The sequence below is a fragment of the Agrobacterium sp. SUL3 genome (assembly GCF_001263295.1).
Taxonomy (GTDB): Bacteria; Pseudomonadota; Alphaproteobacteria; order Rhizobiales; family Rhizobiaceae; genus Agrobacterium; species Agrobacterium tomkonis.
Window position 1 is genome coordinate 293,528 of the sequence record NZ_KQ414502.1, and the last position, 12,612, is coordinate 306,139.

Below are 12,612 nucleotides of genomic sequence, written 5' to 3' on the forward strand. Positions count from 1 at the left end.
TCATGCGGCGTAACGGCTGATTGCCAGATCGTGCGTGTCGATCTGCGGCTTGGCCCCGCTGATGAGATCGGCCAGCACGCGGGCGGAACCACAGGACATGGTCCAGCCAAGCGTGCCATGGCCGGTGTTGAGGTAAAGATTGCTGTAGCGGGTGGCGCCGATGACAGGCGTGCCGTCAGGCGTCATCGGGCGCAGGCCGCACCAGAATTTCGCCTGGGTCTGATCTCCCGCGCCACCGAACAGGTCTTCCACCGAATGGGTCAGCGTTCCCTGCCGTGCGGCCGGCAAATCCTTGCTGAAACCGGCGATCTCCGCCATGCCGCCGACGCGGATACGCGAACCCAGCCGGGTGATCGCCACCTTGTAGGCCTCATCCATCACGGTGGAGACGGGCGCGCGCTCCTCCTTCACGACCGGAACCGTGATGGAATAACCCTTGACCGGGTAGACCGGCAGGTTAAGGCCGAGCTGGCGTACGAATTGCGGAGAATAGCTGCCCAGTGCAGCGACGAAAACATCAGCTTCCACCAGCCCTTTGGTGGTTTCCACGGCCTTGATGCGGCCGGCTTCAACGATGGGACGCATGATGCCGGTATCGTAAATGAAGGTGACGCCGGCCTCTTCCGCCATGCGGGCAAGCTCGGTGGTGAACATGAAGCAGTCACCGGTCTCGTCGCCGGGCAGGCGCAGGCCCCCGACAATCTTCTCCTTGGCGGGCGCCAGACCGGGCTCAATGGCAGCGCAGCCGTCGCGGTCGAGAATTTCGAAGGGCACACCGCCGGCCGTCAGCACGTCGACATCCTTGCCGATGGCGTCGAACTGCTTCTGGGTACGAAAGACCTCCAGCGTGCCCTGCATGCGCTGGTCATATTGAATGCCGGTTTCGTCGCGCAGCGCCATCAGGCAATCGCGGCTATATTCGGCGATGCGCACCATGCGGCTTTTGTTGATGGCATAACGTGCCGAGGTGCAGTTGCGCAGCATCTGGCTCATCCAGCGCCAGGCCGCCGGATCGGCCGTCGGGCGAATGATCAGCGGCGCATGTTTCATGAACAGCCATTTCATCGCCTTCATCGGAATGCCGGGGGCCGCCCATGGCGAGGAATAACCGGGCGAAACTTCACCGGCATTGGCGAAGCTGGTTTCGAGCGCTGCTGCCGGCTGGCGGTCGATCACCGTCACCTTGTGTCCGGCTTTGGCCAGATACCAGGCGGAGGTCACGCCGACGACGCCGGCTCCGAGGATAGTGACGTTCATGATCGTCTCACTTGTGATTGACTGATGTTGAAGCGGTCGCCGGGGTTTCTCCCGGCTGGATATAGCTGCGGCGGTAGCGGCGTCCGAGGCCGGTCAGGATTTCATAGGCAATCGTGCCCGCGTCATTTGCAATGTCTTCCAAAGTCTGGTCAGGCCCGATCATCTGAACGAGGCTGCCCTGGGTTAATGTTCCCTCAGGCAGGGCCGATATGTCGAGAATGATGCTGTCCATCGAAACGCGCCCGGCAATCGGCAGGCGAATGCCATTATACCACGCCGCCCCACGATTGCTGAGTGAGCGGGGCAGACCATCGGCATAACCGGCGGCGATTGTCGCAAGACGTGTAGGGCCTGCGGCTTCGAAAGAACCGCCATAACCGACCAGCGAACCGGCGGGCACGGTGCGGGTCTGGATGACGGCGAGATCGAGACGCACGACCGGTTTCATCGGGTTGGGGCGGGCAACGGACGGCGCGCCGCCATAAAGCGCGATGCCGGGGCGCAGCAGATGATTGTGGTAATCATTGCCCAGAAAGATGCCGCCGGAATTGGAAAAGCACAGGGGCGCATCGGGGAAAGCGGTGGCGGCCTTTCGCATCACCGCAAGCTGCGCGGCATTGGAGAGGTGTTCCGGCTCGTCGGCGCAGGCGAGGTGGCTCATCACGAACGCGATGTCGAGACCTTCGAGCAATTGCGGCTGGGAGGCGAGGACTTCCAGCTCTGCGGGGGAGAGACCGAGACGGCACATGCCGGTATCGATCTGCACCGCTGCCGGCAGCGTCTTGCCGAGATGGCGCGCATGGGCCGACCATTGTGCAATCTGCTCCAGCGAGTTCAGAACCGGGGTGACGGCCATGGCGGCGCAGGAGGTCTCATTGCCGGGCTGAAGACCGTTGAGCACGAAAATCCGCGCCTGCGCCGACAGACGAAGCCGGAGCGCCAGTGCTTCATCGATATGGGCAACGAAGAAATTGCGACATCCCGCCTCGAACAGGGTTTGCGAGACGATATCTGCGCCGAGGCCATAAGCGTCTGCCTTGACGACTGCTGCCGTCTGCGAGGCCGGGGCCATCGCCGCAAGCGTCAGGTAATTGTCGCGCAATGCACCAAGATCGATAGTCAGATGGCCGCTTGCACCACCGGCTGCCTGCTGGCGGCTGATCTGCATGTCCATGGTCGTTCACCCTCATTTTTATCCCATGAGAGTATTGCAACGATTATCGAATTTCTTGGCGATTGTTCGAAGAAAATGCGATAGAATTCAAAATTGCGCAATTTTCTTTGTCTGATTGGAATTTTCTATGTCGTCACTTGATGCGACCGACCGTCACATCATTCGCCTGCTTCGGCTCAACGCCCGCATCAGCAATGCAAAACTGGCAGCGGAAGTCGGGCTTTCGGCCTCGGCCTGCCTGCGCCGGGTCGATATCCTCGAACGGGAAGGCATTATTCGCGGATATACGGCGCTGACCAGCGGCCTTGCGGGTGGTGAGGTCATCTCGGTCATCGTGCAGATCACGCTCGACCGCCAGACGGAAGATTTTCTCAACCGTTTCGAAAATGCGGTGCGGCGGTATCCGGAAATCCGTGAATGTTACCTGATGACGGGCGGTTCGGATTATTTCCTGCGCTGCGAGGCGGAAAGTGCGGGGGATTTCGAGCGGATTCATAAGGAGATTTTGTCGAAACTGCCGGGGGTTTCGCGGATTCATTCGAGTTTTGCGATCCGGAATGTATTGGCGACGCCGAAGGCGAAGTAGCGTCGAGTGTGGGGCTTACCCCCCTCTGTCCTGCCGGACATCTCCCCCTCAAGGGGGGAGATTGGGTGCGGCAGTCGCTCGGTCCCATGCGACCGTCTCACTAATGATCCCGTGGCTTACGGAATGTGGTGAGCAAGCCGCTTGTCGATCTCCCCCCTTGAGGGGGAGATGTCCGGCAGGACAGAGGGGGGTGGCCGCACCCTCTGCGCTATCCATCACCACCACCGATAAAAATGATGCACCGGCCCCCGCCCATTCCCAACGGCAAGTCCCCGCCCAGCCTCAAGCGCCCCGTTCAGATACTCCTTCGCCAGCCCTACCGCCTCTCGCAGCTCACAACCCTTGGCAAGATGAGCCGTAATCGCCGCCGCCAATGTGCAGCCGGTGCCGTGGTCGTTCTTCGTATCCACCCGCGGTGCGGCAAGCGCCAACATGGTGCCATCAGCAAACAGATAATCCGTGCTCTCGGGCCCATCGCCATGCCCACCCTTGATGAGCACGGCTTTTGCGCCGGCCTTGAGGATCGTCTCGGCCTGGCGGTTGATGTCCGTCTGCGCTTCCGCCATCGGCGTGCCGGTCAGCAGCGCCGCTTCGGGCAGGTTTGGCGTGACGATGGCGGCCAGTGGCAAAAGCTCACGCCGCAATGTCTCGATGGCGTCCTCATGCAGCAGCCGGTCGCCCGATGTCGCCACCATGACAGGATCAAGCACCACCGGTTGCGATTGCTGCCGAAGCCGCTCCGCGATGGCGGCGATGGTCTCTATCCGCGAGACCATGCCGATCTTCACCGCATTGACGGCGAGATCGGAAAAGACCGCATCCATCTGCGCAACGATGGTGGTGACCGAAATATCCTCCACCGCCGTCACGCCCTTCGTGTTCTGGGCGGTGATGGCGGTGATGACGCTGGCAGCATAGGCGCCAAGCGCGGAAAAGGTCTTGATGTCGGCCTGAATGCCTGCGCCGCCACCGCTGTCGGAGCCGGCAATGGTCAATGCAATTGGTGTCATGGTTGTCTCGCTTTCAGCGCCGCGTCAATTGCAGAGCGGAAGCCCTTGGTTGCGCTGGCAATATCACCTGCCCGGAAGATGGCGGAAATGACTGCGACACCATCCGCGCCGGCCTCGATGACAGATGGCACGCGGGCAAGGTCGATACCGGCGATGGCGCCAACAGGCATATCCGGCCGCCATTCCTTCAAAAGGGCGCGAAGCGTTGCAAAACCATCGATACCGACCGGCTTGTCGGGGTTCACCTTGGAAACCGTCTCGAAAACGCCGCCGATGCAGGCGTAATCGGCGGGCATGGAGGCCGTCCGTTCGGCATCGGCGCGGTTCTTGACGGTGAGGCCGATGATCGCCTTTTCGCCGAGAATACGCCTTGCGGTCTTTGCATCCATGTCATCGGTGCCGAGATGCACGCCATCCGCGCCGGAGGCGAGCGCCACATCGATGCGGTCATTGATAACAAGCGGCACGCCGGTGCCGGCGATGGCTTCATGAATAGCGCGGGCGTTGTCGATCATTTCGCGCGTCGAGCCGTGCTTGTCGCGATATTGCAGAATGGTCGCGCCGTTGAGTGCGGCGGCCAAAGCAAGCTCGGCCAAGGGCGCGACATCGGCAAGGCTGGCATCGACCAATGCGTTGAGGCGGTAATCAACCTTGTTCATGCTCGATCCTCGCGTGATTGATGATGTCTTCCCCCGAGATTTCGGAAAGCGCATCCAGAAATGCCGGTTCGAAGGTGCCGGGGCCTCTGGCCTGTTTTGCAGCCAATTCGGCGGAAACGCCTGTGACAGCAAGGGCTGCGGCCGCAGCCGTCAGCGCATCCTTCTCCACGGCCATGAAAGCGGCGATGATGCCGCCCGAGAGGCAACCTGTGCCGGTCACCTTCGCCATCCATGGATGACCGTTGACGATCCTGACGCCACGGGTCGTGTCGCGGAGATGATCGACCGGTCCGGTTTCGATCCGCACCGCGTCAGGCACATTGCCGATCAGGCTCATCTCGGCGCGGTTACCGCGCACGATGGTGGGGGAGAGGGCGATGAGTTCGCGGGCAAATTCCAGACGGGACGGCGAGTAGTCGCAATGCACCGGGTCGACGATCCACGGCTTGCCGGATGCATTGGCGATCTCGATTGCCAGCCGGATGACCTTGCGCCGCTCGGCATCCAGCGTGCCGAGATTGACGGTCAGTGCATCGGCCTTGGTGACGAAGCTCTCTATTTCTTCCAGGGAAGTGGTCATCGACGGAATGCCACCGACGACGGTGATGCCGTCGGCGGTGAATTTCTGCACCACGGTGTTCATCAGGCAATGCACGCGCGGGCGCGTCTTGCGCACCCGCTCCAGAATGTCGGCGGCTTTTGCCGCTGTTGGAAAAGTGCCAGTCATGGCTGTTGCAGCTCCACGGCGATATCGTCTGCCTTCGGCGCCTGTTTGATCAGTTGCATATCCCGCATGAACTCACCGAAACGGACATAACGGCTGCGGTCGAGTGCGGCGGGGCGCTTGGCGAAACGCGGCAACGTGTCGAAGAAAGCCTGCTTGTTCAGCGCATCGTCAAGGTTCGGATAGGCCCTGATGAAAAGCTGCCAGGATTCCTGCGGGTGGTTGGTGATGAAGATCGCGGCCTGCTCCACGGCGGAGAGGAAACGCGGCAGGCGGCTGTCTTTTGCGAGATCGCGATGGGTGACGAAGATCAGCTCGTCATAGGCCGGCACGCCATGCTCCTCCGGGAAGAACGAGCGGCCTTCATGGCCTTCGAGCTTCATCTGCGTCAGTTCGAAATTACGGAAACCACCGAGCGTTGCATCCACTTTGCCGGCGATAAGCGATGGTGAGAGCGAGAAATTGACGTTGATGAGTTCGACATCATCCTTCGTCAGCCCGTCCTTTTCCAGCATGCGCTTCAGCATCGCATCTTCAAAACCGGAAACGGAAAAACCGACCTTCTTGCCCTTCAGGTCTTTCAGGCTTTTGATCGGCCCGTCGGCCAGAACCGTGACGGTGTTGAGCGGGGTTTCGACCAGCGTGCCGAAACGCACCAGCGGCAGACCGGCATCGTGATCGAGATAGAGGTTCGGCTGGTAATGCACGCCGATATCGGCCTGTTTCGCCGAGACGAGGCGCGGCACGGCGGAAGGATCGGCCGGCGGCACCAGCTCGACTTCCAGCCCAGCCTCGGTAAACAGGCCGCGCTCTTTCGCGATCACCATCGGCGCATGATCAGGGTTTACGAACCATTCGAGCAACACGGTAAGCTTGTCGGCTGCCTGCGATTGCATGGGGGCAAGCGCGGTTGTTGCCGCGACAACGAGGGAAAGAAGCGTTCGTTTCATGGTGCCGAAAGTCTCCGTAAATATCTGAGAGGAATGAAATGTTCTGTTTCCTTGGCCCAGGGGGCCAGATTGGCGGTCGCCCGGTCGACGATGAGCCGCAGCAGCACCGCCATGACGGCGAGAATGGCCATGGCGGCAAACATCGTGTCGGTCTGCATGCGGGCATTGGACTGGATCATGACGAAACCGAGCCCGGCTGATGCGCCCACCCACTCGCCAATGACGGCGCCAAGCGGGGCGAGCGGGGCGGCCACCCTCAGCCCGGAAATGAGCGATGGCAACGCCAGCGGCACGCGCAGCCGCGTGAGGATCTGCCAGTGGCTCGCCTCCGTCAGCGAGGCGGCATCGAGAATGGCGCGATCCGTGCGGTTCAGGCCATCGGTGAAGGAGGAGGCGACCGGAAAGAAGATGATGATCGCGGTCATCACCACTTTCGAGGCCATGCCGAAACCGAACCAGAGCACGAGGATGGGGGCGAGCACGAAAACCGGAAACGCCTGCAGCACGAGAACCATGGGCCAGACGAGGCGGCCAAGACGCGGGATGGCGGCGACTGTAAAGGCAACGAGGATGCCGGCGGCGATGCCTGTCGCAAGCCCGAACGCCATTTCGCCTGATGTCACCATGGCCTGCCCGAACAGGAAGCCGGGCTGGCGCCAGAAGGCGGCGGCGACATCGGCTGGCGACGGCAGGATATAGCGCGGCGGCGCAAACAGCCACGTGCCTGCCTGCCAGAGAAGCAGCAGAAGGCCGATACCGTTCAATGCATGGGTGGCACGCATGAGCCGGACCTCAGACGCAAACGCACCATGTGCGAAGGACAGAAGGTTTCAGCATCATCATTCGGTCTCCAGATGTGACAATCACGGAGATCATGGCCAAGCGGAGAAGAGAAAGGGCAGCGCCTGAAGGGTGCGACAGTTTCCGTTCCTACGCCGGCATGACCCGGATCAGGTTCAAGGGTCCGGCTCATCGCCATCTCAGCACCGTCAGGTGCTCCCCTCGGAATGGGTCGGAAACTGTCGCTTTTTTAGCTGGCTGTCAACGGCTCAGATGCTGCGAAGCTGTTCAAACAAGGAGACGTGACCGCTCTCGGCACGATAGAACACAGCCGGCTGGCCGAGTGGCGCTTCGATGGTGATATCACGCCCGCCGGAATGACGTGCGCCGCTCCACAGGTGCACCCATTCTCCGTTGCCGGGAAGATAGAGTGTGCGTTGCGTTTCGCCGGCTTTCCAGACCGGTGCGACCAGCATGTCGGCTCCATAGAGATAGCAGTCCTGAATGGCGTAGGTCTGCCGGTCATCCTCGTAATGCAGGAAAAGCGGCCGCTGCACCGGCAGGCCGGTCCCGGCCGCCTCGGCGGAGAGCGATTTCAGATAGGGGGCGAGCGCGACATAGATCGCCGTCATGCGGGCGAAATGGCCAAGCACCGTTTCGTCCTGGTCGATCTGGAGATTGTCGCGCGGGCGGTTGCCCTCATGCGTGCGCATGACGGGCGTGAAGGCGGCCATCTCCGTCCAGCGCATGATGAGTTCCGCCGTCCTGACATTGCCGAACAGGCTGGTGTATCCGCCAATATCCGAATGGTGATAGGCGTTGCCCATGAGGCCGGAGGAGAGCGCGCCGCAGATGACGGTGACAAGCCCGTCGTGGCGGGAGAAATCCACCGACTGATCGCCGCCCCATATGAGCGGGCAATGGGCCTGCACACCGGTGAAGCCTGCGCGCATGAAAAACAGCGCCTCACCCGTCTTGCCCCGGCTTTCGACGGCCTTCGCGTTAACCTCGGCCCAGAGGGTGGGCCAGGCATTGTGCATCAGCTTGGCATCGACGCCGTTGGAGAGGTTGATGTCGATCGGCAGATATTCGCCGAAATCGGCCATCCAGCCGGAGAGGCCGAAATCCAGCATGTTCCTGCCGATGATCTCTTCGGCAAACCAGTCGGCGGCGGCGGGATTGGTGAAATCGACCACGCCGCAGTCGAATTCGCCGAAATCCACCAGCGCCGTCTTGCCGTCCGCACCGGTGGCGAAATAACCGGCCTCTTCCGCGACAGGGAAAAGCGGCCCGTCGACGCAGAGGTAAGGGTTCACATAACCGAGAAAGCGAATGTCGTGATCGGCAAGCTCGGCGATCTTCTGGCGCAGATGCGGGTAGCGGGTCTCATTGGCCTGCCAGTCCCAGAAGAGGCGCGCGCCGAAGGATGTCTGGCGAAGTCCAACCCAGTCCTCGCACCAGAGGCCGGAAACCCTCGTTCCGGCTGCGCGAATTTTCTCCAATCGGGCAAAGGAGTTGACGCCGTCCTTTAATCCGATGATCGCGCCATTATAGACCCATTCCGGCAATTCCGGCTGGCGTCCGAACCGCAGCGAAAGGGCGGAAACGATCTCGGCGAAACTCTCGCCGGTGAAGAACTCGATCTTTTCGGGGATCGCCCAGATCTCGATTTCATGGAAATCGCCATTGCGGAAATCGAAGACCGAATAGGCGCTGGTTTCCACATGCAGCGCATATCTGCGCGATGACAGATAGGTGGGCTGCGGATAGTTGGTGTTGTAATAATCGCCGCCGGCCTTGCCGCTGACGTCGGATTTGAAGGTGATTTCGCTGGTCTTGTCGCGGCCGACCCCCGGCTCGGAGGTCCAGAGCGGGAAACGGCGTCCGCGCATGTCGAAATAGGACATCTGCTCGCCGCCGCCCCAGACATGCTCATCCGTTTCCGCGACAACGCGCAGCCAGAGGCGGTTTACGCTTTCATCCAGCGCCGTCAGCCGGATAGCGTTGCCGTCCAGCGTCAGGCGAAGGCGCGGTGCCTGTCCGGGTGCGGAGGAGAGCGTGACGCCGTCGCCGCTGAACTCGGCGTGGCGCAGGGCGGTTCGCTCGATGACATAGTCCTCGATATCGAAATTGCCGCGATACATATCCATCCGCTCCTTGCCAAAACCGGCGAAGGCGGCCGGGTTTTCGGGCGAATGGGACAGGATGGTGCGGCCGTCGATTGCGAGCGTGAAGCCGTCTTTGGTCTTTTCGAAATGCATGACTGTACCTGTTTAGCCCTTGAGACCGCCGGCGGTGAGGCCGGAGACAACCCGTTCCTGAAAGATGACGATCAGGATCGCGACCGGCACGATGCCGACCACCAGCGCCGCCGAAATGACCGGCCAGGGGAAGGCGAATTCACCCTGGTAAAGCTGGATGCCGACGGGCAGGGTGCGGAGCGCCGGATTGGAATTGAAGGACAGCGCCAGCAGGAATTCATCCCAGGCATTAACGAAGGCGAGAATGCCGGCGGTGAAAACGCCCGGTGCGCAGAGCGGTACCACCACCTTGAACAACGCGCCGATGCGGGTGCAGCCATCGATCATGGCGGCGTTTTCGAGATCGCGCGGGATGCTTTCGAAAAAGGAGACCAGCATCAGGGTGCAGACCGGCAGCGACAGCACGGTGTAGGGCAGGATCAACGCCGTCCAGCTGTTGAGCAGGTTGAGCGCCCGCATGATCTCGAACAGCGGCACCAGCAGCGTCACCAGCGGAAAGGTGGAAACGGCGATGATGAGCGAGAGGATCAGCGCCCGGTATTTGAGGTTAAGCCGCGCCAGCGCGTAAGCCGCCAGCACCGAAATCAGAATGGTGAGCGCGGTCGAAAGCAGCGCCACCATGAAGCTGTTGAACAGGAAGAGATGCAGCGGCTGGTCGGAAAAGGCCTGCATGTAGTTGGCAAGCGTCGGCGCATGCGGAAACCAGGTGATTGGCTTCGCCGTCAGTTCCGCTTCCGTCTTCAGCGAGGTGAAGAGGATCCAGATTGCCGGAAACAGTCCGTTGACCAGAAGGATGGAGGCCGCGATGAAGCGCAGCGGCTTGCCGGAAAAGAAGGAGGACAGGCCGGAATTTGCAACGGTGCTCATGGCTTTAGTCCTTCGTCCTGATGATGCGGAGGTAAACGGCGGTGACGCACATGGAAAGCGCAAACATCATGACCGCCAAGGCCGAACCGTAACCGAGGTCGAGGAAGGAAACGGTGTTCTGGTGGATATACATGGCAAGGGTCGTGGTGGATGTGCCCGGCCCGCCGCCGGTCATCATGTAAGGAATATCAAAGGTCTGCAGCGCCGTGATCGTGCGGAAGATGAGCGCGACGACGATAGAGGGTTTCAGAAGCGGCAGGGTGATTTCGAAGAATTGCCGGATTTTACCGGCGCCGTCCACATCCGCCGCCTCATAAAGCGAGCGCGGAATGGTCTGCAGGCCGGCAAGGATCATCAGCGCCATGAAGGAGGATGTCTTCCAGATGATCGTCAGGCAGATGGCCGCAAAGGCCCAGTTGGGGGAGTTGAACCAGATGACGCCTTCAAAGCCCAGCCGGTTCAGCACATCATTGACCACGCCATATTCGTAGTGGAAAAACCACGCAAAGATCAGGCCGGCAAAGGAGAGCGGCAGCGCCCACGGGATGAGCAGCGACAGGCGCATCGGCCATTGCATGGAAAAGGGCAAGTTGGCGAGCAGCGCGAGGCCGAGGCCCATGAACAGCGCGCCAGGCACGGTAATCAGCGTTATCAGAACCGTGTTCCAGGTCGTTTCCCAGAAGATCGGATCGTCGAACATCGCCGTGTAGTTTTCAAAGCCGATGAATTCGGCCGGCAGGCCCGATGTCAGCGACAGGCTGAAAAACGAGGTATAGACGAGCCGCGCCACCGGATAGACAATGATCAGCGACAGAAGAATGGCGGCAGGCGCCAGCAGAAGCACGGCAAGCGACCGGTCGCCGAGATCGAGCCACCGCGTCCAGCGCGGCAGCTGCTTTTCGTCCACCCGGACCATGGTTCTTTCCGGCATTGTCACACCTGCCACTCCCGCAACTGGATTCACGTCATCGTCTCCCGATCGGACCGGTTCATATCCGGCCCGTTTATCGCGCCGCCCGGGCGCGTTTATTCCTGTCCGTCGAAGCAGCCGGAAAGGGCATGAAACCATGCCGCTTTCCGGCCTTAAAGCTTAGCGCAGAACGCGCCGCAGACGGCTTTCCATCTGCTTTGCGCCGTCTTCCGGCGTCATGACGCCTGCAAGTACGCCGTTGACGGTGGTGCGGATCGTCTCGCTGACCTCGTTGTAACGCGGCGTCACGGGGCGGGCCTTGGCGGTTTCAACCACGGGCAGCGCATCGGCGAACCACGGGATTGCCTTCGTCACGTCGGCATCCTTGTAAAGCGCAGCATAGGTCGGCAGCAGCGTGGCGTTGATGGCCATGAACTTCGACACATCCTGACCGGAGAGATATTCCACCAGCTTCTTGGCTTCTTCCTGCTGCTTGGAATAGGCGGAAACGCCGAATTCCCAGCCGCCGAGGCAGGTCGTCTGCTCACCGCCCTTGACGGCCGGCAGGCGGGCGACGCCGACCTTGTCGTTCACCTGCGATTCCTTGCCCTGGAAATGGGTCCAGGCATAGGACCAGTTGACGGCGAAAAGAACCTTGCCGGCCTGAAATTCCTTGCGGGTGTCGTCGGTCGCCACTTCGGAGATGTTCTTCTTGGAAATGCCTTCATCGACGAAGCTCTTCCAGAGCTTCAGCGAATCCACTGCCGCCTTGTTGTCGAAATTCAGCTTGCCGTTTTCAACCAGTGACTTGCCTTCGCTCCAATAGGGCAGCAGGAAGGTGCAGACCGCGCCTTCGATCGCCTTGCCCTGGAAGGACAGGCCCTGAAGTTCGGGGTTCTTTTCACCCTCCATCACCTTCCTGGAGGCTTCTTTCAGCTCATCCCAGGTGGTCGGCGGCTGGATGCCGTATTTGTCGAGCAGGTCCTTGCGGTAGTAGAGGAACATGGAGTCGGCAAAGGCCGGCAGCGCGACGATCTTGCCGTCCACGGTGTTGGCTTCGGCATAGGTCGGCAGATAGGCGGACATGTCCTTGCCGGAGAAATCGCTGGTCCAGCCGGCGGTGGCGAATTGCGCGGGGCGGATGACGTCGAGCATCAGCACGTCGAGGCTGGAATCCTTGGCCGACATCACCGTATTGAGATATTGCGCCTGCATTTCCGAGGTGTTGCCGCCGGTCTCGATGACGACTTTCACGCCCGGCGTCTTCGCCTCATATTGGTCGAGCGCCTTGCGCCAGACATCCGGCTGGTGCTGGCTGGAAACGAAGATCTTCAGTTCGGCATCGGCAAACGCCTGTCCCGAAAAAGTGAGCATGGTCGCGCAGAGCGCTGCCCCGGTTATGGCTTTGAATTTCATGTGTTCCTCCCGTTATTA

General features: G+C 60.9%; 12 protein-coding genes and 1 riboswitch. Of the genes, 1 reads left to right on the forward strand and 11 read right to left on the reverse strand.

Going from position 1 to position 12,612, the window contains the following annotated elements; all coding sequences use genetic code 11:
* Both AKG12_RS12465 and alr read right to left on the reverse strand, forming a co-directional pair.
* The gene (locus AKG12_RS12465) at window positions 1-1,257 is read right to left on the reverse strand and encodes a D-amino acid dehydrogenase (RefSeq protein ID WP_052819028.1); all 1,257 of its coding nucleotides are present in this window, start codon (window positions 1,255-1,257) and stop codon (window positions 1-3) included.
* Window positions 1,258-1,264: 7 nt separating this feature from the next.
* Window positions 1,265-2,431: an alanine racemase gene (gene alr / locus AKG12_RS12470; protein WP_052819029.1), complete on the reverse strand. Its 1,167-nt coding sequence runs from the start codon at window positions 2,429-2,431 to the stop codon at window positions 1,265-1,267.
* A gap of 127 nt (window positions 2,432-2,558) precedes the next feature.
* On the opposite strand from alr, the gene AKG12_RS12475 reads away from it, so the two are divergent.
* Window positions 2,559-3,017 (forward strand): Lrp/AsnC family transcriptional regulator, encoded by a 459-nt coding sequence (locus AKG12_RS12475; RefSeq protein ID WP_046800773.1) that lies wholly within the window; start codon window positions 2,559-2,561, stop codon window positions 3,015-3,017.
* 215 nt (window positions 3,018-3,232) lie between these two features.
* Here AKG12_RS12475 and thiD read toward each other — a convergent pair whose 3' ends face one another.
* From thiD to AKG12_RS12520, 9 genes are all read right to left on the reverse strand, one after another.
* Window positions 3,233-4,027: a bifunctional hydroxymethylpyrimidine kinase/phosphomethylpyrimidine kinase gene (gene thiD / locus AKG12_RS12480; protein ID WP_052819030.1), complete on the reverse strand. Its 795-nt coding sequence runs from the start codon at window positions 4,025-4,027 to the stop codon at window positions 3,233-3,235.
* Window positions 4,024-4,686, reverse strand: coding sequence for a thiamine phosphate synthase (thiE, locus tag AKG12_RS12485; RefSeq protein WP_052819031.1), 663 nt, complete (start codon window positions 4,684-4,686; stop codon window positions 4,024-4,026). Before thiE ends, thiD begins: the two co-directional genes overlap by 4 nt.
* Window positions 4,673-5,413, reverse strand: coding sequence for a hydroxyethylthiazole kinase (locus AKG12_RS12490; RefSeq protein ID WP_052819032.1), 741 nt, complete (start codon window positions 5,411-5,413; stop codon window positions 4,673-4,675). The genes thiE and AKG12_RS12490 overlap by 14 nt, the downstream gene beginning before the upstream one ends.
* Complete coding sequence (locus AKG12_RS12495; protein ID WP_052819033.1) at window positions 5,410-6,360, reverse strand: ABC transporter substrate-binding protein; 951 nt, start codon at window positions 6,358-6,360, stop codon at window positions 5,410-5,412. Before AKG12_RS12495 ends, AKG12_RS12490 begins: the two co-directional genes overlap by 4 nt.
* On the reverse strand, window positions 6,357-7,142 hold the full coding sequence (locus tag AKG12_RS12500; RefSeq protein ID WP_052819034.1) for an ABC transporter permease: 786 nt from the start codon (window positions 7,140-7,142) through the stop codon (window positions 6,357-6,359). The genes AKG12_RS12495 and AKG12_RS12500 overlap by 4 nt, the downstream gene beginning before the upstream one ends.
* Before the next feature lie 128 nt (window positions 7,143-7,270).
* A riboswitch (TPP riboswitch) is annotated at window positions 7,271-7,373 on the reverse strand.
* 36 nt (window positions 7,374-7,409) lie between these two features.
* A complete protein-coding gene (locus tag AKG12_RS12505) occupies window positions 7,410-9,401 on the reverse strand; it encodes an alpha-glucosidase (RefSeq protein ID WP_052819035.1) in 1,992 nt (663 codons plus the stop codon).
* A gap of 12 nt (window positions 9,402-9,413) precedes the next feature.
* Window positions 9,414-10,268 (reverse strand): carbohydrate ABC transporter permease, encoded by an 855-nt coding sequence (locus tag AKG12_RS12510; protein ID WP_035220846.1) that lies wholly within the window; start codon window positions 10,266-10,268, stop codon window positions 9,414-9,416.
* Between the two features lie 4 nt (window positions 10,269-10,272).
* Window positions 10,273-11,184 (reverse strand): carbohydrate ABC transporter permease, encoded by a 912-nt coding sequence (locus AKG12_RS12515; RefSeq protein WP_003519885.1) that lies wholly within the window; start codon window positions 11,182-11,184, stop codon window positions 10,273-10,275.
* A gap of 174 nt (window positions 11,185-11,358) precedes the next feature.
* Complete coding sequence (locus tag AKG12_RS12520; RefSeq protein WP_052819036.1) at window positions 11,359-12,594, reverse strand: ABC transporter substrate-binding protein; 1,236 nt, start codon at window positions 12,592-12,594, stop codon at window positions 11,359-11,361.
* Window positions 12,595-12,612 lie beyond the last annotated feature (18 nt).